The organism is Luteimonas changyuni, assembly GCF_039548395.1.
Taxonomy (GTDB): Bacteria; Pseudomonadota; Gammaproteobacteria; order Xanthomonadales; family Xanthomonadaceae; genus Luteimonas.
This window is the reverse complement of the sequence record NZ_JBCLUZ010000022.1, coordinates 11832-33937: the sequence shown is the minus strand read 5'-3', so window position 1 is coordinate 33937 and position 22106 is coordinate 11832. Positions and strand designations below refer to the sequence as shown.

The 22106-nt window shown below is 70.2% G+C and carries 20 protein-coding genes and 1 pseudogene; 5 read left to right on the top strand and 16 right to left on the bottom strand.

Annotation, left to right across the window (positions count from 1 at the left end):
• Positions 1–146 precede the first annotated feature (146 nt).
• The 3 genes from ettA (at position 147) to WCD84_RS09525 (ending at position 3573) form a co-directional block, all read left to right on the top strand.
• Positions 147–1808, top strand: coding sequence for an energy-dependent translational throttle protein EttA (gene ettA / locus WCD84_RS09535; protein ID WP_343281207.1), 1662 nt, complete (start codon positions 147–149; stop codon positions 1806–1808).
• 37 nt (positions 1809–1845) lie between these two features.
• A complete protein-coding gene (gene pyrF / locus WCD84_RS09530; RefSeq protein WP_343281206.1) occupies positions 1846–2685 on the top strand; it encodes an orotidine-5'-phosphate decarboxylase in 840 nt (279 codons plus the stop codon).
• Between the two features lie 231 nt (positions 2686–2916).
• Positions 2917–3573 (top strand): hypothetical protein, encoded by a 657-nt coding sequence (locus tag WCD84_RS09525; RefSeq protein ID WP_343281205.1) that lies wholly within the window; start codon positions 2917–2919, stop codon positions 3571–3573.
• Positions 3574–3806: 233 nt separating this feature from the next.
• Here the strand turns inward: WCD84_RS09525 and pncB are convergent, their stop codons facing one another.
• The 15 genes and pseudogenes from pncB to gspE all read right to left on the bottom strand — a co-directional run bounded on the left by pncB (position 3807) and on the right by gspE (position 18228).
• On the bottom strand, positions 3807–4988 hold the full coding sequence (gene pncB, locus WCD84_RS09520) for a nicotinate phosphoribosyltransferase (protein ID WP_343281204.1): 1182 nt from the start codon (positions 4986–4988) through the stop codon (positions 3807–3809).
• Positions 4985–5866: a glycosyltransferase family 2 protein gene (locus WCD84_RS09515; protein WP_343281232.1), complete on the bottom strand. Its 882-nt coding sequence runs from the start codon at positions 5864–5866 to the stop codon at positions 4985–4987. Before WCD84_RS09515 ends, pncB begins: the two co-directional genes overlap by 4 nt.
• A 17-nt stretch (positions 5867–5883) precedes the next feature.
• Positions 5884–6771, bottom strand: coding sequence for a glycosyltransferase family 2 protein (locus tag WCD84_RS09510; protein WP_343281203.1), 888 nt, complete (start codon positions 6769–6771; stop codon positions 5884–5886).
• Positions 6772–6773: 2 nt separating this feature from the next.
• Entirely contained in the window at positions 6774–8993 is a 2220-nt protein-coding gene (gspD, locus tag WCD84_RS09505) for a type II secretion system secretin GspD (RefSeq protein WP_343281202.1), read from the bottom strand.
• 27 nt (positions 8994–9020) lie between these two features.
• Positions 9021–9821 carry a hypothetical protein gene (locus tag WCD84_RS09500; protein WP_343254309.1) on the bottom strand — a complete coding sequence of 267 codons (801 nt, stop codon included), beginning with the start codon at positions 9819–9821 and terminating at the stop codon, positions 9021–9023.
• Positions 9811–10440 carry a type II secretion system protein GspM gene (gspM, locus tag WCD84_RS09495; RefSeq protein WP_343254310.1) on the bottom strand — a complete coding sequence of 210 codons (630 nt, stop codon included), beginning with the start codon at positions 10438–10440 and terminating at the stop codon, positions 9811–9813. The genes WCD84_RS09500 and gspM overlap by 11 nt, the downstream gene beginning before the upstream one ends.
• Positions 10421–11593: a PilN domain-containing protein gene (locus WCD84_RS09490; protein ID WP_343254311.1), complete on the bottom strand. Its 1173-nt coding sequence runs from the start codon at positions 11591–11593 to the stop codon at positions 10421–10423. The genes gspM and WCD84_RS09490 overlap by 20 nt, the downstream gene beginning before the upstream one ends.
• On the bottom strand, positions 11593–12441 hold the full coding sequence (locus WCD84_RS09485; RefSeq protein ID WP_343254312.1) for a type II secretion system minor pseudopilin: 849 nt from the start codon (positions 12439–12441) through the stop codon (positions 11593–11595). The genes WCD84_RS09490 and WCD84_RS09485 overlap by 1 nt, the downstream gene beginning before the upstream one ends.
• A gap of 152 nt (positions 12442–12593) precedes the next feature.
• A pseudogene (locus WCD84_RS09480) lies at positions 12594–13205 on the bottom strand (prepilin-type N-terminal cleavage/methylation domain-containing protein); the annotation flags it as partial.
• Positions 13202–13624, bottom strand: a complete 423-nt coding sequence (gene xpsI / locus WCD84_RS09475) for a type II secretion system protein XpsI (RefSeq protein ID WP_343281201.1) — start codon at positions 13622–13624, stop codon at positions 13202–13204. The gene xpsI and the pseudogene WCD84_RS09480, both read right to left, overlap by 4 nt.
• Entirely contained in the window at positions 13621–14091 is a 471-nt protein-coding gene (gene xpsH, locus WCD84_RS09470; RefSeq protein WP_343281200.1) for a type II secretion system protein XpsH, read from the bottom strand. The genes xpsI and xpsH overlap by 4 nt, the downstream gene beginning before the upstream one ends.
• A 12-nt stretch (positions 14092–14103) precedes the next feature.
• Entirely contained in the window at positions 14104–14532 is a 429-nt protein-coding gene (gene gspG / locus WCD84_RS09465) for a type II secretion system major pseudopilin GspG (RefSeq protein ID WP_343281199.1), read from the bottom strand.
• Between the two features lie 53 nt (positions 14533–14585).
• Positions 14586–15803, bottom strand: a complete 1218-nt coding sequence (gene xpsF / locus WCD84_RS09460; protein WP_343281231.1) for a type II secretion system protein XpsF — start codon at positions 15801–15803, stop codon at positions 14586–14588.
• 131 nt (positions 15804–15934) lie between these two features.
• Positions 15935–16432 (bottom strand): hypothetical protein, encoded by a 498-nt coding sequence (locus tag WCD84_RS09455; RefSeq protein WP_343279079.1) that lies wholly within the window; start codon positions 16430–16432, stop codon positions 15935–15937.
• Between the two features lie 89 nt (positions 16433–16521).
• A complete protein-coding gene (gspE, locus tag WCD84_RS09450) occupies positions 16522–18228 on the bottom strand; it encodes a type II secretion system ATPase GspE (RefSeq protein WP_449280095.1) in 1707 nt (568 codons plus the stop codon).
• Between the two features lie 174 nt (positions 18229–18402).
• Between gspE and WCD84_RS09445 the strand changes: the two genes are divergently transcribed.
• Together WCD84_RS09445 and WCD84_RS09440 are read left to right on the top strand one after the other, a co-directional pair.
• Positions 18403–18912, top strand: a complete 510-nt coding sequence (locus tag WCD84_RS09445) for a hypothetical protein (RefSeq protein ID WP_343254320.1) — start codon at positions 18403–18405, stop codon at positions 18910–18912.
• Between the two features lie 157 nt (positions 18913–19069).
• Positions 19070–21553 (top strand): serine/threonine-protein kinase, encoded by a 2484-nt coding sequence (locus WCD84_RS09440; RefSeq protein WP_343281197.1) that lies wholly within the window; start codon positions 19070–19072, stop codon positions 21551–21553.
• Here WCD84_RS09440 and WCD84_RS09435 read toward each other — a convergent pair.
• The gene (locus tag WCD84_RS09435; protein WP_343254322.1) at positions 21474–22061 is read right to left on the bottom strand and encodes an ECF-type sigma factor; all 588 of its coding nucleotides are present in this window, start codon (positions 22059–22061) and stop codon (positions 21474–21476) included. The genes WCD84_RS09440 and WCD84_RS09435 overlap by 80 nt on opposite strands.
• Positions 22062–22106: the final 45 nt, after the last annotated feature.

Below are 22106 nucleotides of genomic sequence, written 5' to 3'. Positions count from 1 at the left end.
GGCCCGACTATTGCCCGCAGCGGCTGAACAGACGCCCTATCCGGCCGCCGCACCGCGGTGGTGGACGTATAATCGCGCCATCCCAATCCACCGTTCCCGTCCGCTGCTTCCGCGCGGGCGGCGGTCACGTTGCACCGGAGTCCCCCATGTCGCAATACATCTACACCATGAACGGCGTCTCCAAGACCGTTCCGCCCAAGCGCCAGATCATCAAGGACATCTCGCTGTCGTTCTTCCCGGGCGCGAAGATCGGCCTGCTGGGCCTGAACGGTTCCGGCAAGTCCACCGTGCTGCGGATCATGGCCGGCGTCGACACCGATTTCAGCGGCGAGGCGCGCCCGCAGGCCGGCATCAAGGTCGGCTACCTGGCGCAGGAGCCGGAGCTGGATCCCGCGCACACCGTGCGCGAGGCCGTCGAGGAAGGCGTGGGCGAAGTGCTGCAGGCGCAGAAGCGCCTGGACGAGGTCTACAACGCCTATGCCGAGGAAGGCGCGGACTTCGACGCCCTGGCCAAGGAGCAGGAGCGCCTGGAGGCGATCCTCGCCGCCGGCGACGCGCACACCCTGGAAAACCAGCTGGAAGTAGCCGCCGACGCGCTGCGCCTGCCGCCGTGGGACGCGGTGATCGGCAAGCTATCCGGCGGCGAGAAGCGCCGCGTCGCGCTGTGCCGCCTGCTGCTGCAGAAGCCGGACATGCTGCTGCTCGACGAACCCACCAACCACCTGGACGCCGAGTCGGTGGAATGGCTGGAGCAGTTCCTGGCGCGCTACACCGGCACCGTGGTGGCGGTCACCCATGACCGCTACTTCCTCGACAACGCCGCCGAGTGGATCCTCGAGCTCGACCGCGGCCGCGGCATTCCGTGGAAGGGCAACTACACCGAGTGGCTGGAGCAGAAGGAAGACCGCCTCAAGCGCGAGGAGTCGTCCGAGAAGGCGCGCCAGAAGGCGATCCAGAAGGAGCTCGAGTGGGCCCGCAGCAATGCCAAGGGCGGCCGCTCCAAGGGCAAGGCGCGCCTGGCGCGCATCGACGAGCTGCAGTCGGTCGACTACCAGCGGCGCCAGGAGACCAACGAGATCTTCATCCCGCCGGGCGAGCGCCTGGGCAGCAAGGTGATGGAATTCAGGAACGTCTCCAAGCGCTTCGGCGACCGCCTGCTGATCGACGACCTGAGCTTCATCGTGCCGCCGGGCGCGATCATCGGCATCATCGGTCCCAACGGCGCCGGCAAGTCGACGCTGTTCAAGATGATCACCGGCCAGGAGAAGCCGGACTCGGGTTCGATCGAAATGGGTCCGACGGTCGACATCGCCTACGTCGACCAGAGCCGCGATGCGCTGACGGGCGACCACAACGTGTTCCAGGAAATCTCGGGCGGCGCCGACATCCTCAACATCAAGGGCATCGAGATCCAGTCGCGCGCCTATATCGGCCGCTTCAACTTCAAGGGCCAGGACCAGCAGAAGATGGTCGGCACGCTGTCGGGCGGCGAGCGCGGCCGGCTGCACATGGCCAAGACCCTGCTGCAGGGCGGCAACGTGCTGCTGCTCGACGAACCGTCCAATGACCTCGACATCGAGACCCTGCGGGCGCTTGAAGACGCGCTGCTGGAGTTCCCGGGCAACACCTTCGTGATCAGCCATGACCGCTGGTTCCTGGACCGCATCGCGACCCACATCCTGGCGTTCGAGGGTGATTCGCACGTGGAGTTCTTCCAGGGCAACTATCGCGAATACGAGGAAGACAAGAAGCGCCGCATGGGTGACGACGCCGGTCCGAAGCGGCTTCGGTTCAAGGCGTTGAAGTAAGAAAAAGTTCTTCGCCGTGGCAAAAAAGGAAGTCCCGATGACCTTCATGCAGCAGCTGCGACACCGCTGGGACACGTCCGGGTCGCTGGTCTGTGTCGGCCTGGATCCGGAGCCGGGGAGGTTTCCGGCGCGGTTCGCGGGGGATGCGGATTCGGTATTCGGGTTCTGCCGGGACATCGTGGATGCCACGGCGGAGTACGCCTGCGCGTTCAAGCCGCAGATCGCGCACTTTGCGGCGCCCGGTGCCGAGGATGCACTGGAGCGGCTGATCGCCCATGTGCATGCCGCGCATCCAGGCATCCCGGTGATCCTGGATGCCAAGCGGGGCGATATCGGGTCCACGGCGCAGCGCTATGCGTCGGAAGCGTTTGATCGCTACGCGGCCGATGCGGTGACGGTGAACCCCTACCTCGGCGGTGATTCGCTGCAACCGTTCCTCGAGCGTGCCGACCGCGGCGTGATCATTCTCTGCCGCACGTCCAACCCGGGCGCGGCGGACCTGCAGGACCTCCTGGTGGAGGCCCGTGCCGGTGGCCCCTCGCGACCGCTGTACCAGTCGGTCGCCGAGCGTGCGGCGCGCGAGTGGAATGGCAACGGCAACGTGTCGCTGGTGGTGGGTGCGACCTGGCCGGAGCAGCTGCGCGAGGTGCGCGCTGTCGTTGGCGACATGCCGCTGCTGGTGCCGGGCGTCGGCGCGCAGGGAGGCGATGCGGGCGCGGTGGTGCGCAACGCGCGCACCGGGGATGGCACCGGGCTGATGGTGAGTTCGTCGCGCGCGATCCTGTATGCATCCTCTGGCGACGACTACGCCGCCGCGGCCGCCCGCGCCGCGAGTGAGCTGCGCGACACGCTCAACCGCCACCGCGTCGCGGACTGAACCCGGCCCACTGGCACGGCACGGGCAAGGGCTCCACGAGCCCGGTCGCAGCTATGGCTGCTCCTGCACGTGCACATGCACATGCACATGCACATGCAGCTGTAGACCCCGTCCGTGCAGGTCCGCCCTCATCCGCGTAGATCCGTGGCGGAACGGATTGCCGCCGGCCTCACGCGGCATGGATATCCTGCTGGCCAACGGGGCTGCCGCCCTGAAGCCGGAAGGACGCCAATGACACGCCTGCCCCTGACCATCGCCCTGGCCTTGGTGCTCACCGCCTGCGGCCAGTCGAACGCACCTGCCACGTCCATGGACACCGCGTCACCCGAGGCCCTTGCCGCCGCGTCGGAGCCATCGGCGAGGGCGACCGGTACCACGCTCATCGCAGGTACCGGTGACGCCACGCCGGCCGCCGCGCCCGCGACCGACGAAGTCGTGGCGACCGCCGGCAGCGACGCCGAAGACACACAGTATTTCGACTTCAGCGGCCCGGCCCTGGAAAAGGTGCGCAACGAAGGGCGCGCGGCCACGCCGGAGCTGCGTGATGCCGCCCGGCGCCTCGTCGACGCGACCGGCGAGGAGCGCGAATGCGGCACCTACCCCGAGGGCGAACGCCTGTTCATGCTCGACCTCGATGGCCAGCCGGGCGATGAGGCGCTTCTGCTGTACACGATGGAAGGTTGCGGCGGCGGCGGGAACTACTACGACCGCAGCGGCTACGTCCTGCGCGAGGTCGATGGCGCCTGGAAGGCGGTGGCGGACTTTCCCCTGGGCACCAAGCTCGTCGGCAACGCCACGATCAGCGCGCTCGAGCCGGGCGTGGTGGTGGTGAGCCCCGAAGGCGACAGCGTGTTCGAGCAGCAGCGGGTCGAGATTCCCCCGCGCTGAACCCCGACCCTGCGGGAGCCGAACCCCGACCCTGTGGGAGCTGACCCCCGACCTCTGTGGGAGCTGCCCCCCCGACCCTGTGGGAGCTGAACCCCGACCCTGTGGGAGCGGCTATAGCCGCGATTGCAACAGCAGGCCTCGGGACAGCCATGCTTGGAAAGTCCTGAGGTGCCATGGGGCGAACAGCATCGCGGCTATAGCCGCTCCTACAGGGGTGCCGCAGCGGGGTGGCCTCAGGTCGGGGATTGCGGGACTTCGAACACCTGCCGCAGGTAGCGCAGGTAAGCCTCGTCGTCGACCATGGTCTTGCCGGGTGAATCGCTCAGCTTGGCCACCGGCTGGCCATTGCAGGCGACCATCTTCAGCACGATCTGCAGCGCCTTCGGGCCGGTGTCGTTGCTGAGGTTGGTGCCGATACCGAACGACATCCGGCAGCGGCCGCGGAAATGCGCGTACAGGCGCATCACCTGTTCCATGTCCAGGCCGTCGCTGAAGACCAGGGTCTTGGTGCGGGGATCGATCCGCAGCGCCTCGAGGTGGGCGAGCATGCGCTCGCCCCACTCCACCGGATCGCCGGAATCGTGGCGCATGCCGTCGAAGAGCTTGCAGAAGTAGAGGTCGAAATCGCGCAGGAACGCGTCCATTCCGATCACGTCGGTCAGCGCGATGCCGAGGTCGCCGCGGTACTCCTGCGCCCAGGCCTCGAACGCGGCGGTCTGCGAATCACGCAGGCGCGCGCCCAGCGCCTGGTGCGCCTGCAGCCATTCGTGCGCCATCGTGCCCTGCGGCACCAGGCCGTGGCGGCGGGCGATGTCGACGTTGCTGGTGCCGGCGAACTTCGGTCCGAGCAGGCCGGCCACGCGCGGCACCAGCAGGTCCTGCCAGCTTCGCGAATAGCGGCGGCGGGTGCCGAAATCGGTGATCCGGCAGTCTTCGTATCCCACTGCGGCGTCGAGACGGTCGACCTTGGCCTGCAGCCGGCCCAGGCCTTCGGCTTCGTCGGCCGGTCCGTGCTCGCCCACCATCCAGGCCTCGCTGACGATCGCCAGCAGCGGCACTTCGAACAGGATGGTATGCAGCCAGGGTCCCGACAGCGTCAGCGAGATCCCGCCGGGTTCGTCATCCGAACGCTCCAGGCGCACATGCTTGCGGTCGAGCTGGAACAGGCCGAGGAAATCGACGAAATCGGGCTTGATGAAGCGCAGGCCGCGCAGGTAGTCGAGCTCATCGCTGGACAGGCGCAGCGCGCACAGGGCGTCGATGGCGTCCGAGATCACGTCGATATGCCGCGCCAGGTCGACGCCGGGCGTGCGGCAGCGGAAGCGGTATTCGGCGTGCGCCGCCGGATAGCGGTGCAGCACCGCCTGCATCATCGTGAACTTGTAGAGGTCGGTATCGAGCAGCGAGGTGATCATGCGGCATCCTCCCGCATCGACTCGAGCAGCGTGCGCGGAAGGCCCGCCAGCCAGTGCATCCAGACCGCCAGCCAGACGCCTGCGCGCAGCAGCGGGCCGCGCGCAGGCGCTTCGAAGCGGCTGAAGTAACGCCACAGCCCGCGATGCTTGTGCCACTCGACGAAGAACGGCCGCGAGCGCGCGGACACGCCACGCAGGTGCAGCACGCGCACGTCGTTGGCCACCGCGATCATGGCGCCGGCCTCCCGGGCGCGGCGGCACAGGTCGAGGTCCTCGGCGTGCAGCCGGTAGCCGGCGTCAAAACCGCCGATGCGCTCGAACAGCGCCCGCGGCAGCAGCATCAGCGCCCCGGAGATCGCCTGCACCGGCTGCAGCGCGCGGTCGTCATCGACCTCCACGTCCAGCGGCCGGCCGCGACCTGCGCGCAGCGGGCCGCGGAGCATGGCGGCGAAATCGGGATCGTTGCGCCGCGCCGCGCCGTCGCGCACGCCGGCCTCGTCGACGAGATCCGCACCCAGCAGTAACTCGCCATCGCCATCGCCCGCGCCCGCGCCCGCGTGGCGCAGCATCCTCTCGAACGTGTCGGCCTCGACCATGCAGTCGGGATTGACGAAGGCCAGCCACGGCGCCGTGCTGTCGGCCGCGCCCTGGTTGCAGGCAGCGGCGAAGCCCGGGTTGTCGGGATTGGCGATGAAGCGCAGGCGGGCATCGGCCAGGGCGTGGCGCTGGACCACCGCCAGCGTGCCGTCGGTGGACGCGTTGTCGACCACGCGGATCTCGGCGATACCCCCCGCGGCGCGCAGCCGTGACAGGCAGGCGTCGATGCTGCTTGCACTCTCGTGGCTGACGACGACGGCGGCGACCGACGGCGCACCCACGACGGCAACGGGCGCGCTCACGGCGCGAACAGCTCGTGCTGCGACGGCGGCTCAAGACCATCGAGGCGGTGCGCAAGCTCCCGGCGGCAGTCGCTGACTGGATCGTGCATCAGGAACTCCGCCAGCCGCGGCCGCCAGCCCGGCCAGCGCGCGGCCAGCGCGTCCAGGTCGCCTTCGGCCGGGCCGCCCTCGCCGCCGCGGGCGACGAAGGCGGTTTCGCAGAGCACGTTGCGCCAGCCCAGCCCGGCCATGCGCAGCGACAGGTCGATCAGGGCCGCATACCAGGAGGCGTAGCTGGCGGCGTCCAGGCCACCGGCCTTCGCACGCGCACGACCGCGGATGAAGACCGCATGGTCGATCGCGGAGGGCAGCTCCGGGCAGGTCGACGGCATGCGTTCGGCGGCCCGCGCCAGGCGCGCGAGTTCGGCCTCGTCCGGCCGTGCGGAGACCTCGCCGCAGTCCGGCCAGGCCGCGGTCTCGCCGGCGTTGCACCAGGGCGTGGCGGTGGCGATGGCGCCGTCGCGCGCGGCGCATGCCGCCAGCCGCGCTGCCCAGCCGGGACCCGGCACCGCATCGGCGGCCAGCACGATCACGTCGGCGTCGCCGCAGGCGGCAAGGGCTTCGTCCAGGTGCGCGACTTCGCCCAGGCGCCGCTGGCGCCGGGTGTACTCGGCGCGCAGCGGCGTGCGTTGCAGCCAGCGCTCGATGATCGCGAGTCCCCGGGGACCGGCCTGGGCATCGTCGGCCAACCAGACCCGCGTGCCCGCTGGCGTGCCGGCGTCGAGCGCCGCCAGGCAGGCATCGAGCACGTGGTCATCCACCGCGACCGGGAGCAGCACGATCGGAAGCTCGCCCGCGGCTTCGCTCCGCGGTCCGGGCACGCCGGCGCCCCGCCCGCCGGCCATGCTCAGTCGGTGGTCCGGTGCAGCGGCTCCAGCGCGCGGAAGCGGCGGCCGTATTCGTCGGTCAGGTTGCGGGCGTCGTTGCCGTCGCGAACCAGGGTCGGCGTCAGCAGCACCACGATCTCGCTGCGCTCGGTACGCGAATTCTGCGACCCGAACAGTCCGCCGATCACCGGGATCCGGCTCAGGCCCGGAATGCCGGAGGCGCCCCGGGTCACGCCGTCGGTGATCAGGCCGGCCAGGAACACCGTATCGCCGCTCTGCACCACCGCATTGGTCTTGAGCCGGTTGGTGTTGATGGTGCGGTTGCCGTTGGCATCGGTGTCGGTCGGCGCGCTGACTTCCTGCACGATGTCCAGGAACACGGTGCCGTCGCGGGTCACGCGCGGCCGCACCTTGAGGATGGTGCCGGTGTCGAGGTACTGCACCTGCCCTACGGTGTCGCCACCGCCAAAGCCGGGGTTGTAGGACACCGACGTGATCGGAATCCTGTCGCCGACGTTGAGCGTCGCCTCGTAGTTGTTGCGCACCAGCACCGACGGGGTCTGCAGCATCTGCACGTCCGAGACCTGGTCCAGCGCGCGGATGACCGCGGCGGCATCGTTCTTGACCAGGGTCCAGACCGCGCCCGGGTTCGCCACGGTACCGAGCGCGGCGCCGAGCGTGCTCCAGCCGCTGGGGCCGCCCGCGGCCGGGGCCGGGAAGGGACCGATGCCGTTGTCGGTCATGCCTTTTTCAAGGAACCAGCTCACGCCGTATTCCAGGCCGCCGGACAGGGTCACCTTGACCACCTGCGCCTCGATATGGACCTGCAGCGGCATCACGTCCAGACGGTCGATGACCTCGCGGATCGAGCGCCAGGCCTGGCCGGTGGAGCGCACCAGCAGCGTGTTGCTCTCGTCGACCGCGGACACGCCCACTTCGCTGCCGTCGACCTCGAGGGTGACCGAGGCATTGCCGCCCTGGCGTTCACCCAGCGACAGCGTGCCGCCGCCGAGACCGCCGCCGCCACTGCTGCTGCCATCGCGGCCAAGGCTTGCGCTGGACACTCCGCCGTCCATGCCACCGTCGTCGATTTCCGTGGACTCAAGGCCCGGCATCAGCGATGCGCCGCCGCGGCCACCGCCGCCGGAGCGCCCGCCGCCGCCGCTGCCGTAGACCTCCGACAGACGGTCTGCCAGGTCCTTGGCGGTCACGTACTTCAGCTCGTAGGAAAACAGCTGCACGCCGCCGCCGGCGCCGTCGATGCGGTTGATCCACTGTTCGATCTGGTCGAGGTAGGCCGGCTGCGAGGTGATCACCAGCACGGCATTGGCGCCTTCCAGCGGCATGAAGCGGAACATCCCCGCCACCGGCGAACTGCTTTCCGCGCCGAAGACCTTTTCAAGGTCGGCGACCACCTGCGGCGCACGTCCGGCAACCAGTGGAAACACGCCCACCGACATGCCCGACAGCCAGTCGACGTCGAAGATCTGGATCGTGCGCAGGTAATTTTCCAGCTCCTGGCGCGAGCCGGCGACGGTGATGACGTTGCGGCCGGCATCGACGCCGACGATGGCGTTGGCGCGCGCATACGGCTGCAGCACCTTCTCCATTTCCACCGCGGAGATGTACTGCAGCGGCACCACGCGGGTTTCGAAGCCGCGCGCGCCGGTGGCGGTGCCGGTGCGCGCCGCGACCGCGCCGCTGGCGACCGCGCCTTCGGCGGGCACGATGTTGTAGCGGCCGTCGGCATAGATCATGCGGGCGTTGTTCCAGCCCAGCACCATCTCCAGCAGGCTGAGCGCCTGCGCCGGGCTGACGGTCTTCGGCGTGGCCAGGGTCACGGTGCCCTGCACGCCCGGTGCGATCACGTAGTTCTGGCCGAGCATGTCGCCCAGGATCACCTTGACCACGGCGTGCAGCGACTCGCCTTCGAAGTTGAAGGTGGCCTCGCCGGAGGTGCCGGCGAGGTTGGGCGGCGGCGAGGCGGCCAGCGATTCATTGATGACCCGGCCGTCGCCGCGGTGCTTCTGCGCCCGCGGGCCGTCGGGGAGCGCCTGCTCGGCGATGCCGTCGCCGCCAAGGGCTGCACCCGCGTCACGCGGGACCCCGTCGACCTGGATCACCGGGGCCGGCATGCGCGCCTCGCGGCGCACGTCGGGCACCGGCGCCGAAGCGCAGGCGGCCAGCAGGGTGGCAAGGAGTGCGGCAAGCGCCGGCTTGAGGGTCTTGGTCAGGGTCATCTTGGGCATTCTAGGGATTCGGGCCGGTCACTGGCTTTCTGCTTCCTGCTGGGCCTGCTCGCGCTGGCGCGCGCGGCGCGCCTCGATGCGCTGGCGGATGGCATTGACCTGGTCTTCCGGAGAGGTCTCGGCGGCGACTTCGGCGTCCGGCGCCGGCTGGCCGGGTGCCGGCACTTCGACTTCGGTTGGCGCAGGCGAGCTCGAGGTCGTCACCACCACCGGGCGGTTGCCGGCCCCGCCATTGCCACCCTCGTCGCTGGCCGTGCGTCCACGGGCCGGAGCATCGCCGGCGGCGGGCGGGGTCGACATCGCCGTCGGGGCCTCGCCGCCAACGCCGTCGAACACCCGCAGCTCCAGCGTGCGCTGGCCCTCGGGGCCATCGAAGACGGCACTGCGCGGCGTCAGCGAGGCCAGCTGCCAGCCCGGCGCCCCCGCCGCGCTTTCGCCCACCTTGAGCCGCAGCGATTCGCCGCCCTCGGCGGGCTGCACGATCGCCACCCCGAGCCCCGGTGTGAGCAGGATGCTGGTCAGCACGTACTCGAACTCCGCCGGCGCTTCCTCCCCCTGCGGATTGATGAAGAAAGGCTGCGGCCGGCGGTCGGTGGTGAACATCGGCCGGTCACCCAGCTCGGCGTACTGCGCCAGCGGACCCAGGCGCTCATCGCCGGGCTGGACGGCCGCGGGCAGGGCCTGCACCAGTTCGGGATCCGGCGGCAGGCGGTCGACGCGCCCGCCGAGCCCGAACAGGCCCAGCGTCCAGGTCGCGAGCGCCCACAGCGCCACGGCGCCGAGCACCCAGGTGCGCGCGCCCGGGGCCTCAGCGCGCATCATTGCCTCCCTGGCCCGGGGCGACGGGCGCCGGCCGCAGGTAGCCATACAGGTCGAAGGTGATGTCCAGCCCTGCGCCCTGGGCGCCGTTGCCGGTGCGCCCGAAGACCTGGCGCGGGGCCAGCACGTTGAGGTTGTCGACGAACAGCCGCGGCGAGCCGCCCTCCAGCGAGTGCAGCACCGCGGCGAGCTCGGGATTGCCGCAGTGCAGGCGCACCTGGACCACCGCGCGCGGGAAGCGGCCCTGGCGCGGCTCGGTCATCGGCGAGCGGTTGCGGATGGCGCAGCTGCGGTTGCCCGGGCTGGCCTCGAGCACGGCGGTCTCCAGGCGCGCGATCAGCGCGGCGGTGGCGAGCTCCGTGCTGCCTTCGGCCATGAATCCGGGCACGCGCGCGGCGATCTCCTGCACTTCGGCCATCCGCTCCTGCACGTGCGGGGCCTGTGCGAGCTCCATGCGCACGCGCAGGTCCCGCTGCTGCAGGCTTTCGATGCGCTCGCCGACGTCGAGCATCGGCGCCGTCCACCACGGGTGCACCAGCACCAGGTAGGCCACGGCAAGCACGCCGGCAAGGACTGCCAGCGCCAGCCAGCGGTCGCGGTCAGGGATTGCTTCGCGCACGCGCGGGCTCCGGGTTCTGCGCGGCCGCGGCCGGGGCCACCACCAGTTCGGCGGTCAGGGTGAAGCGGTCGCGGCCGCTGCGTGGATCCGGCTGCAGCGCCCCGGCCAGCGCCGGCGAACGCCACAGCGGCGAACCTTCCAGCCGCTGCACCAGCGAGGGCGCCTCGTTGCTCAGGCCGATCAGCAGGATCCGCGTGTCCTCGATGGACAGCTTTTCAAGATAGGTGGAGTCCGGCAGGCGCCGCGACAGTTCGTCCATCACTTCCACCGTGGTCGGGCGCGCGGCGCGGGTGGCCTGCAGGAAGGCCATGCCTTCGACCAGGTCGACCAGGGCCTGTCGCTGGGTGGAGGCGCCGCGGGCCCGGGTCGCGGCCTGCGCGACTTCGGCTTCGAGGGCGTCGGCCGCGGCGCGGCGGTTGTCCAGGACCTGCCACAGCGCGGCGGCGGTGGCGACCACGGCCACCAGGCCCAAGGCCAGGTTCCAGCTCATCCACGGATCGGTGCGGCGGTGGCGGCGCGCGCCGGGCAAGAGGTTCACCCCCAGGCCCGAGCCGTCGCCGGCATCCACGTCGACGCCGGTCAGGGTGGTGGCCAGCGGCCCGAGCGCGGCCAGCCGCGCCTCGAGCGCCTGCCGCGGGACCACCACGAGTTCGGCTTCGACCTGGCCGTCGGCACGATGGCCCACCAGGCGCGCGTCGTACTCGACCTCGGCGGCGGGGAATGGCGTCTGGCGCTCGATCTCGAAGCCGAGGACCTCGTGCAGGCGCGCACTGGCCGCCGCCGGCAGCGGCATGCGCCGGCGCAGCGCGGCGGCTTCGGGCAGCAGCAGCCAGCGCGGCAGCTTGGCCACGCGCTGTGCCAGCAGCGAGGCCAGCGGGTCGTCGACGCCTTCCGGCAGCGGCGGCAGGTCGCCCAGCGTTCGCGCCCCGGCGCCGCCGTCGATGGCTACGCGCAGGCCGTCGGCGGTCACATGCAGCAGCAGGCGCTCGCGCGCGAGCCCGAACAGCTCGCGCAGGCGCAGCGGCAGCCAGGTGGCGAGCGCCTGCGTCCACCAGCGCCAGAAACCGGCAGCGCGCGGGCGCAGCGAGCCACCCAGGCGTCCGAGCGCCCGGCGACGCGGTGTTACAGCAGCGGTGTCGTTTGCGACGGCCATCAGCGCGGCGTGGCTCCCTCTTCCCATTGCAGCGGGACGTACGCCGAACCCGGCAATCCGCCCCCTCCTGCGCGAACCACAGCGCGCAGCACGGCCTGGCGACCATCGGCGAGCCGGGCGCGGCTGTCGATACTATACGTGCCGCTGCCGCCGCCCACGAGATCGGGCGCCGATGCATCGTCCGCGTCGCGCTGCATCAGGATCGCCTGCGGGTCGACGCCAATCGCCTGCAGCACGGCGCCGCCGGCAAAGCGCTGGTCGGGCTGCGGCAGGCCGCTGAACACGGTGAGGTGCGGTGCGACGGCTTCGAACAGGCCGCGGTCCATGCCGAGCACCTGCTCGAGCTCGGGCACGGTTTCGAAGGGTGCGTTCTTGGCACCGTAAGGCCTCTCGGCCTGTGCGTATTGCGGAGCCTCGGCGCCGCCCATCGGCTGGGTGAGATCGTCGGCGTCGCGCCAGTCGACGATCGCGGCCGCGACCGCATCGGCCCGATCCTGCCCGGCGCCGACCGCACGGAGCAGCGCCGACAGCAGGCCCACGTCCGCGGCGTTGAGATCGACCTTGCCCGACTCGTCCACGATCCGGACCTCGACCGTCGCCGCGCCGAAGTTCCAGCGATACGGGCGGCCGTCGGGCATCCAGGCATAGTCGGGCTCCTGCGCCTGCACCCGGACAAGCGCGTACTCCAGGCCAGCGCGCGCGGCGGATTCGGCGGCAACCGCGCCGTGCAGGCCGCGCCCCTGCATGTACTCGATGCGCGCGGTCGCCGCGTAGGCGCCGATCAGCGCGGTCAAGAGCGCCACCAGCCACATCACCAGGATCAGGGCCGCGCCCCGCTGCGTCGACATCAGCGCCTCCCCGGGAACCGGTCGCGCACGCGGGACCGGCCGTTGCCATCGCCCCGTCCGGGCCGCGGGCCAGGTCGTTGTAGGGGCCGCTGGGCGGGCCGTTGCGCGGGCCCCAGGCGCGAGCGCCCGCTGCCCATGTGCGGTGTGGTTCCGGCCTGCGGCAGCGCGACCACCAGCGGCGGCCAGGCACCGCCGCCGGCGCTCTCGATCTCGATCGACACCTGCAGCGGCAGCGTTTCGCTGGATTCCCACGCATCCAGCCAGTCGGTCAGGCCGTTCTCGTCATCAAGCCCGCGGTAGAGGATGCGCAGCCCGGTCAGGCCCTCGACCAGCGGCTCCGGCTCGCGCGGCCGGTCCTCTTCGATGGTTTCACCGGCCAGCACCATGGCGAAGGACACGGCCAGGGCGGTGTCATCGCCCTGGCCGTACACGGCGATGTCATGCAGATGCGGACCGCCGCGGCCGAGGTAGCTGGGCAGGTCGGCGACGAAGCGGATGCGGTCAGGTTCGCCGATGAAGCGCAGCGCGCCACCGTTGTCGGGATCCTGGCCGAAGGCGATGGCCTGCGCCGCGGCAAGGCGCCGGCGCAGGAAACCTTCAACCGCACGCATGCGCTCGCTGCGGGCGGCCATGGCTTCGCCACGTTCGACGGTGGCCGTGGCCGCGCGCAGGGTCGCGAAGCCCAGCGCCAGGCCGCTGGCCAGCAGCGCCGTGGCCAGCAGGACCTCGATCAGGGTGAAGCCGGCGGCCCGGGTGCGGCTCATGGCTCCGTCCCCGGCTCTGGCTGCACCAGGCGCAAGGAGTCGACCGCCAGCCGCTGCGCGCGCGTGCCGTCGCCCCATGCAAGCTCCAGGCGCAGCTGCATGAGCTGTGCGGCGAACGGATCCCGGGGCGCACCGCCCGGACGCAGCGGATCGACCCAGGGCGCGACCTCGAGCTGCCAGCGGTAGCGACCGTCCTCGAGATCACCTTCATCGCGCCCGGGCCGCAGCGCCTCGCCAACGCCGATATCGGCCAGCAGGGATTGCGCGTGCAGCGCCGCCCGCCCTGCGTCCGCCGACCAGCGCACCTGGCGCGTGCCGCCGGACAGCGTGCCCAGCAGGAAGGTCAGCGCCAGCGCCAGCACCACGAAGGCCACCAGCACTTCCAGCAGCGTGTACCCGCGTTGCCGCTGCCGGATCATCGCGGCTCGGCCCGGTGCACGGTCACTTCACCGGTCAGCCAGGCCACGTCGATGTCGAACGCGGCCTCGTCGCGGCTCAGCTGCACGCGCCCGCCGGTGGACGCGCCGTCGCCGAAGAACATGATCGCGCCGACGCCTTCGGCCGGCTGCAGCTCGCGGGCACCAGTGAAGTGGATGCCAAGCGACGCCGGCACCTCGCCGCTGCGTCCATCCGCGGCCTGCCACAGATGCCCGCCGGGATCGATGCTGAAGGTCTGGGGCACGCCGGTATCGAGCGCGCGGGCGCGGGTGAAGCGCAGCTGGGTGGCGACCTCGCGGGTCTGGCTGCGCAGCTCCATGCGCGCGAAGCCGCCGCCGACCACGCCCGCGGCCAGCACGCCGGTGGCGGCAATCAGCACCATGACCAGCAGCAGTTCGAGCAGTGAGAAGCCGCCGCAGCCGCCCGCACCGCCGCACCCGGCGTTCATTGCCGCGACTCCCTATTCGTAGCGGATGTCCGCGTCCACGCTTTCGCCACCCGGCTTGCGGTCGGCGCCATAGCTGACGATGTCGAAGGCGCCGGCATCGCCGGGCACGCGGTATTCGAAGGGCGTGTTCCAGGGATCGTTGAGCTCCGATGCCTTGGCATAGGGGCCAAGCCAGCCCGCCGCGCCGCCGGGCGAGTTGACCAGCTCCGACAGGGCGTTGGGCAGGCTGCCGGTGTCCATCTCGAACTGGTTGATCTTCTCGGCCATGGTCTGCACCTGCGCTTCGGCCAGGCGGACCTTGGCCCGATCGCCACCGCCCATGATGCGCGAGGCCGCGAACGCGACGATGCCGCCCATGAGCATCACCACGACGATGATCTCGATGAGGCTGAAGCCGCCCTGGGACCGGCGGGGGGAAACGGTGAAGGGTCGCTTGTGCATGGAACCTGCCTGTATTGATGAAGGGAGTCGGGTGCCCGCGGCCGGGCAGGCGGCTAGCCTATGACATTGGTGAGGTCGTAGATCGGTACCAGGACCGCCAGGATCACCACCATGACCACCACCGCCAGCAGCAGGGTGATCACCGGGACCAGCGCGGCGAGCATGCGGTCCAGCGCCTGGCCGGTTTCGGCCTCGAAGGTGTCAGCGGTCCTGAGCAGCATCGTGTCCAGCGCGCCCGATTCCTCGCCAACCTGCACCATCTGCAGCGCCAGCCGCGGGAAACGCTTGCCGCGGGCCAGCGCCGTGGACAGAGCGACGCCGTTCTTGACCTCCTCGCCCGCTGCTTCGACGTCGGCTGCGAGCGCGCGGTTGCCGAGGACATTGCGGCCGATGCCCAGGGCCGCTATCAGCGGCACGCCGTTCTTCAGCAGGGTGCCCAGGGTGCGCATCAGCCGCGCGGTCTCGATCCGGGCCACCAGGCCGCCGACGAACTTGAGTGCAAGCAGCCATTCATCGAAGCGGGCGCGGAACGCCGGGTCGCGCAGGCGGCGGTCGAACCACAGCGCTGCCAGCGCCGGCACCGCCAGCAGCACGATCCACCAGTCGCGCACCAGTTCGCCCAGGCCGAGGACGATTTTCGTGAAGAACGGGAGCTCCGCATCCAGGCTTTCGTACATCACGCCGAACTGGGGCACCACGTAGCCAAGCAGGAACAGCAGCGCCAGGCCAACCATCAGGATCAGGATCGCCGGGTAGATCAGCGCGTTCATCACCCGGCCGCGCAGCGAACGCGAGCGCTCCAGATAGTCCGCCAGGCGCTGCAGCGTGTCCTGCAGGGTGCCGCCGGCCTCGCCGGCGCGGACCATGTTGATGTACAGGCGCGAGAAGCTGCCGTGCTGGCGCTCGAGCGCGGTCGACAGCGCCGTGCCGCCGCGCACCTGGTCGCGGACGTCGCTGATGGTGCGCTTGGCGCCTTCGTCCTCGGGCAGGTCGAGCAGGATGGTCAGCGCGCGATCCAGCGGCTGGCCGGCGCCGAGCAGCGTCGCCAGCTGCTGGGTGAACTGCACCAGGCGTTCGCCCGAGAACGGCTTGGGCTTGAACAGCGACCTGAGCGAACCCTCGCCGCCGCCTTCACTGGCCAGCCGGGCTTCGACCGGCAGGTGGCCCTGCTCCTGCAGGCGCAGCACCACCTCGGCGTCGCTGGCGGCCTCCATCTGGCCGTCCAGGGTCTCGCCGCGGGTGTTCAGTGCTTTGTAGCGGTAGAGCGGCATCGGCGGGGCGGACATTCGGACACGGGGCCGACACGTTACCGCAGGTCGCGGCGGTGCTGGGCGCGGCGGAAGGGCAAGGCGTCGCGTGACGCGCCGCCGCCGGATGGGCAGCGGCGCGGCGGCAGCCGGCTTCAGCCGACGGTTTCGGAGTAATGAAGCCAGAAATCGTTGAGGCCAGTGCCCGGTGCAAGCTTGCATGACATCGCGAGGAAGCTGGTCGGGAACTCGGTGGCCCCTTCGACGAAGTCCGACGCATTCCAGAAGAACCCGCCATAGCCGTAGGCGGTATCGGTGACCTTCGTCGCGTAGTAGTTGGTCCCGCCGTGCCAGCCAGTCACCGCCGTGCAGGCAACCGGTGCGTCACTGCCGTCCTGGCTCGAGACATAGACCTCGAGACCTTGGACCTGGCCCTGGGTGGGGATCGCGCAGGTCACGAAGACACTGGTCGTGCCCTCGTTCTGCACTGCAAGCGGGCGCTTGCGCAGTGCGTCATCGAATTTCGACAGCGACGCCTGGCAATGCGCCGCGGCGTTGAAATACTGGGTGCGCTCGACCGCCGGCACTCCGGCCTGGGCGACGCCCGCGGCCAGGACGGCCGAACACAGCAACGACTTCGTCAAGAACTTCATCCAATTCCCCCTGTTGCCGGCGAGAAGAATGGCGCGCCGGCTCCGCCGCATCCTGTCTATCATGGATTCATCCCGGCATGGGCGGCGGCTCAGGCGTCCTCGGTCACCCGCAGCACTTCCTCGATGGTGGTCATGCCGGCCATCGCCTTGATGATGCCGTCCTCGTACATCGTGCGCATGCCCGCTTCGCGGGCGAGCTGCTCGATCTCGCCCATGCCGGCATGGCGCATCACCGCGCGGCGCAGCGCGTCGTTCATCACCAGGAACTCCATGATCGTGGTGCGGCCGAGATAGCCGGTGGGCGCGATGGCCGAGCCGCGCGGGCGGTACAGGAAGATGTCGCCCTCGGGCTGGTACTTGCGCAGCGCGAACTTCTCGATCTCCTCCGGCGACGCCGGGTACTTCTCCGCATGCGTCGGCTCCAGGCGGCGCACCAGGCGCTGGGCGAGGATGCCGTTGATGGTCGAGGTAAGCAGGTAATCCTCGACGCCCATGTCGAGCATGCGGGTGATGCCGCCGGCGGCGTTGTTGGTATGCAGCGTGCTCAACACCAGGTGGCCGGTCAGCGCCGACTGGATCGCGATGCGCGCGGTCTCCAGGTCGCGCATTTCGCCGATCATGATGATGTCCGGGTCCTGGCGGACGATCGAGCGCAGCGCGTGCGAGAAATCCAGGCCGATCTGCGGCTTGGCCTGGATCTGGTTGATGCCCTCGATCTGGTACTCGACCGGATCCTCGACGGTGATGATCTTGACGTCGGCGGTGTTGAGCTTCGACAGCGCGGTGTACAGCGTGGTGGTCTTGCCGGAGCCGGTGGGGCCGGTGACCAGCAGGATGCCGTGCGGCTGCTGCAGCACGGCCTCGAACTGCGGCAGGAAGTTGTCGGTGAAGCCGAGCTTGTGGAAGTCGAACACCACCGTCTCGCGGTCGAGCAGGCGCATCACCACGCTTTCGCCGTGCGCGGTGGGCACGGTGCTGACGCGCAGGTCGAGCTCCTTGCCCTGCACGCGCAGCATGATGCGGCCATCCTGCGGCAGGCGGCGCTCGGCGATGTTGAGCTTGGCCATGATCTTGATGCGGCTGATCACCGCCGCGGTGAGGTTGGTCGGCGGGCTTTCGCCCTCCTCCAGCACGCCGTCGACGCGGTAGCGGACCTTCAGCCGGTTCTCGAACGGTTCGACGTGGATATCGGAGGCGCGCAGCTCGACCGCGCGCTGGATCACCAGGTTCACCAGCCGGATCACCGGGGCTTCCGAGGCGAGGTCGCGCAGGTGCTCGACGTCGTCCATGTCGCCGCCGTCGCCTTCCGCGCTTTCGACGATCGCACCCATCGCGCTGCGGCCCTGGCCGTGCCAGCGCTCGACCAGCCCCGCTATTTCCGAACGCAGCGCCACGCTGACGCGCACCGCCTTGCCCGTGGCCAGGCGCACGGCGTCGAGTGCATAGGGGTCCTGCGGATCGGCGGCAAGCACATCGATGACCCCATCGCCCTCGCCCACCGGCACGACGTGGAACTGGGTCATGAAGCGCGCGGTCAGCGGCGTGCCCTCGGGCGGCATCTCCGGCAGGTCCTTGACGCTGGCAAGCGGCAGGTCCATGACCTGGGCGCAGGCCTCGGCGTGGTCGCGCTCGGACACCAGGCCCAGGCGCCCGAGCAGCGACAGCAGGCTGCCGCCGGTTTCCTCCTGCAGGCGCCGCGCGCGGCCGAGGTCGGCGTCTTTCACCCGGCCCTTCTCGAGCAGGGCAGCGACGATGCGTTCGTCGGCCGTGGTTTCCAGGGTGGCGTGGGCGCTCACGGTATTCATGCTGCGTCTGCAGGGCCTGTGTGGGTGGCGGGACTTTAGCAGGCGGGAGGCGGCGCGACAGGCCACCACCGGTGTCCGGCAGCTGGCCATGCCATGCCATGCGCATGTGGCGGTTCACCAACGCCTCCTGCGATCTACCTCCGTCAACCACGGAGGCAATCACCAATGAAGTTCCAGGCCATCGCATCTCTTGCATTGATCACCAGCGTCGCCTTTCCACTGGATTCCCATGCGGCAGATGTCACCCGCGACGAGCAACGTCCGGCCGCCGACATCTGTCGGCCCGCCCTGCCCGCCTACGACGGGAGGATCCGCGTCAGGCCGCTGGGCCTTGTCAACGAGTCGTCCGGTACCGCTTTTGTCACCTGCGCACTGACCGGGCACAGCGCCGGAAGGACCAATGTGATCGAACTCGTGTTCATGAACCCCAGCGCCGTGACGAGGAGCTGCACGCTGGTGTCGTGGCGGGCCAGCACCAACGGCGGAATCTCGGCGCTCGGGTACCAGGCGGGATCCACGTCGATGTTGGAGGGTTATGAAAACCACATCAGGTGGACCAGTGCCATCCATAACGGCGGAGCGGCGTACGCATCGGCCGCGATCAGCTGTGCGCTGTCTCCAGGAGATGGAATCCGGCACGTCCGGCAGATGTTCGTCGAGAACATCGGGCAGTAGGCCTGCAAGCAGCGCATCTCCGCAGCTGGAATATGCCGTAGCCGGGGGCGGGGCGGGGCGGCCGGTTGCAATCGCTTCGGATACCATCGACCAAGGGGAGTACCGGCGCCGGCTGTGAATATCCGGCGCCGGTCGCACAGGCGAGGAGCGGGAGCACATGGATGCAGCACGCTGGAAGCGGACGTGGGAGCTGTTCGACGAGGTCGTCGATGCATCGGCCGGGGAGCAGTCGGCGCTGCTGGCGTCGCTTGAAGCGGATGCCGGCATCCGCGCCGAAGTAGAGCGCCTGCTGCAGGCGAGCCAGACCCGCGACGTCACCGCGCCGGGCCCGGCCCCGGCCTTGCAGCCGCGCCTGCAGTCCGGGACCCTGGTCGACAACTGGCGCGTGGAACGTCTGATTGGCCGCGGCGGAATGGGCGAGGTCTACCTCGCGCAGCGGGTGGATGCGGATTTCGAGCAGCGCGCTGCGCTGAAGCTCCTGCTGCGCATGGAGTCGGAGGAGGACCGCACCCGGTTCGCCGCCGAGCGTCGCATCCTCGCCCGCCTCGAGCATCCTTCGATCGCGCGCCTGCTGGACGGCAGCGAGTACCAGGGCACGCCGTATGCCGTCATGGAATACGTCGACGGCCAGCCGGTGACCGACTACGCACGCCACCTGCCGCTGCGCGAGCGCCTGGGGCTGGTGCTGCAGGCCTGCGATGCGGTCGGGCATGCGCACCGGCACCTGGTGGTGCATCGCGACCTGAAGCCCGGGAACATGCTGGTGTCGGCCGACGGACGCCTGCGCCTGCTCGATTTCGGCATCGCGAAGCACTTGTCCGGCGTCGACGACGACGCCACCCAGGTGATCCGCGCCTCGCCGGACTACTGCGCGCCGGAGCAACTCGACGGCGGCACGATCTCCACCGCCACCGACGTGTTCGCACTCGGCGTGATCATGTTCGAACTGCTGACCGGCGAGCGGCCGTGGCAGCTCGGGGGCCTGCCCTTGATGCGCGCGCTGGAGCGGCTGTGGGTGCAGGACACCCCGCGGCCGAGCAGCCGGCTGCGCGGAGCGGCCGCGCGCGCGGTGCGCGGGGACCTGGACACCATCGTGCTGAAGGCGCTGCAGCCCGAGCCCGGCAAGCGCTACCGCAACACCGACGAGCTCGCGTACGACCTGAAAGCGCATCTTCAGCAACGCCCGATCAGGGCGCGCAAACCGACGCTTGCCTACGTCGTGGTGCGCACCGTGCGTCGCCACAGGCTGGCCACCGCACTGGCCGGCGTTGCCGCCGCCAGCCTGCTCCTGGGCCTTGGCGGCGTGATCGTGCAGGGGCGCGAAGCCGCCATGGAGCGCGACCATGCCCGGCGCGAGGTGGTCCGCAACGACGCCGTGCGCCAGTACCTGATGCTGATGTTCCGGTCCGCCGGCGAGCTGCAGGGCAACGACGACATGACCGCGCGCGACGTGCTTGCCCGTGCCGCGGACGAGGTCGACGAACAGTTCGCCAACGACCCCGAAGCCCACGCCGACATCTCCATCGCGCTTTCCGAACTGTTCTTCCAGCTCAACGACTATACCGGCGCCCGGCCACTGCTCGAGCGACTGGTCCAGCGGGGCAACCGGATCCCCGCGGACGTGCGGGCGATGGCGCAGCACGACCTGGCGCAGGTGAACTATCGCGAAAGCCGGATCGAGGAAGCCTGGGACCTCCTGCGCCAGGCGCAGGCATTCTGGTCCGGCGAACCCCGGCGCTATCAGTCCGAGTTGCTCGACAGCCGCCTGATCCAGTCACAGCTGGAACGCGCGGACGGCGACTTCCCGCGCGCGCTGGCAACGCTTGAACAGGCGCTCGAGCAGCGGATCGCGCTCTCCGGGCGAACGCATCGCGACACCGCAGTGCTGATCAACAACCTCGGCATCACGTATTTCCAGGCCGGCCAGCTGGAACAGGCCAGCGACCGGTTCCAGCAGGCGAACTCACTGTGGACCGCTCTGGGCCAGGAGCGCAGCGCCGATGCGCTGAACACGCTCAACAACCTCGCTGCGGTCGAGGCGCGCCTGCTGCGCTCCGAGCAGGCAGCGGCCAGCATGCGCGCGGCCCTGCAGCTGCGACGGGAGCTCTACGGGCCATCCACCGCGACTGCGGCCCTGTTGAACAACCTGGGCAAGACCCTCAGCCAGCTCGGTCGCCACCAGGAGGCGATCCCGCTCCTGCGCGAGGCGATCGAGATGGGCCAGGCCCACGCCGGCGGGCCGGCGGCACCGGTGTCGCTGGCCGCGGGACTCGGCCTGGCCGAGGCGCTCGCAGGTATCGGCAGCCCCCTCGAAGGCCACGGCGTGCTGGACGAACTCCTGCCCCTGATCCGCGATGCCCACGGCGAGCAGCACCTGCTGGCGGCGATGCTGGGCATCTCGCGGGCGCGAATCCACTATTCGACAGGTGCGCGCGACAGCGCCACGCAGGCCGCCTCGGATGCCCGTCGGATACTGGCGTCCCTGGGTCCCGGGGGCAGCGGCGCGCTGGAGCAGCTGGATCGGCTCGAGGCAGGTTGGCGCGATGGCGAGCCACCCGGAGTCAATCCGTCGCCGGCTCAGCAGGCGCAGGCTGCTCCCCGAAGTCACGCAGCTGGTGCTGCAGCCAGTCCCGGGCTTTGACCCAGTCACGCCGCACCGTGCGTTCGGTAACGCCGAGGATCTCGGCCGTCTCCGCCTCGGTATAGCCGGCGAAATAGCGGCACTCGACCACCCGCGCCAGGCGCGGGCTGATCCGCTCCAGGTCACGGATGGCATCGCCGATCGCGATGCTGGCGTCGTCGTCCGGCCCCGCGATGTCCGTTGCCACCTCGAACGAGTGGAAGGCTTCGTCCAGGCTGACCGCCGCCACGCCACCGCCCCGGCGCTGGCGTGAGCGCGCACGCGCCTGGTCGACCAGCACGTGGCGCATGGCCACGGCCGCCGCCGCGAGGAAATGCCTGCGGCTTTCCCAGGGTCCCCCGCGCAGCACCTTGAGCCAGGCCTCGTGGATCAGCGCCGTGGTCTGCAGGGTTCCCCCTCCGCGATAGCCGGCGCGGATGCCGCGCGCCGCCCGCCGCAGGTCCGGATACAGCAGTGGCGCGAGCTCGACCGCGCTGGCGCAGATCTCTTCCGTGCAATCGTCTGGCAAATCCGTACCCCGTTCCATCGCAGTGGGTGTCGCGGCATCCGTGCC

What these genes read in the sequence shown, in the direction of transcription:
- ettA (WP_343281207.1), top strand. Translation starts at nt 147, where the DNA reads ATGTCGCAATACATCTACACCATGAACGGCGTCTCCAAGACCGTTCCG.
- pyrF (WP_343281206.1), top strand. Translation starts at nt 1,846, where the DNA reads ATGACCTTCATGCAGCAGCTGCGACACCGCTGGGACACGTCCGGGTCG.
- WCD84_RS09525 (WP_343281205.1), top strand. Translation starts at nt 2,917, where the DNA reads ATGACACGCCTGCCCCTGACCATCGCCCTGGCCTTGGTGCTCACCGCC.
- pncB (WP_343281204.1), bottom strand. Translation starts at nt 4,988, where the DNA reads ATGATCACCTCGCTGCTCGATACCGACCTCTACAAGTTCACGATGATG.
- WCD84_RS09510 (WP_343281203.1), bottom strand. Translation starts at nt 6,771, where the DNA reads ATGGCCGGCGGGCGGGGCGCCGGCGTGCCCGGACCGCGGAGCGAAGCC.
- gspD (WP_343281202.1), bottom strand. Translation starts at nt 8,993, where the DNA reads ATGACCCTGACCAAGACCCTCAAGCCGGCGCTTGCCGCACTCCTTGCC.
- WCD84_RS09500 (WP_343254309.1), bottom strand. Translation starts at nt 9,821, where the DNA reads ATGCGCGCTGAGGCCCCGGGCGCGCGCACCTGGGTGCTCGGCGCCGTG.
- WCD84_RS09490 (WP_343254311.1), bottom strand. Translation starts at nt 11,593, where the DNA reads ATGGCCGTCGCAAACGACACCGCTGCTGTAACACCGCGTCGCCGGGCG.
- WCD84_RS09485 (WP_343254312.1), bottom strand. Translation starts at nt 12,441, where the DNA reads ATGTCGACGCAGCGGGGCGCGGCCCTGATCCTGGTGATGTGGCTGGTG.
- xpsI (WP_343281201.1), bottom strand. Translation starts at nt 13,624, where the DNA reads ATGATCCGGCAGCGGCAACGCGGGTACACGCTGCTGGAAGTGCTGGTG.
- xpsH (WP_343281200.1), bottom strand. Translation starts at nt 14,091, where the DNA reads ATGAACGCCGGGTGCGGCGGTGCGGGCGGCTGCGGCGGCTTCTCACTG.
- gspG (WP_343281199.1), bottom strand. Translation starts at nt 14,532, where the DNA reads ATGCACAAGCGACCCTTCACCGTTTCCCCCCGCCGGTCCCAGGGCGGC.
- xpsF (WP_343281231.1), bottom strand. Translation starts at nt 15,803, where the DNA reads ATGCCGCTCTACCGCTACAAAGCACTGAACACCCGCGGCGAGACCCTG.
- WCD84_RS09455 (WP_343279079.1), bottom strand. Translation starts at nt 16,432, where the DNA reads ATGAAGTTCTTGACGAAGTCGTTGCTGTGTTCGGCCGTCCTGGCCGCG.
- WCD84_RS09445 (WP_343254320.1), top strand. Translation starts at nt 18,403, where the DNA reads ATGAAGTTCCAGGCCATCGCATCTCTTGCATTGATCACCAGCGTCGCC.
- WCD84_RS09440 (WP_343281197.1), top strand. Translation starts at nt 19,070, where the DNA reads ATGGATGCAGCACGCTGGAAGCGGACGTGGGAGCTGTTCGACGAGGTC.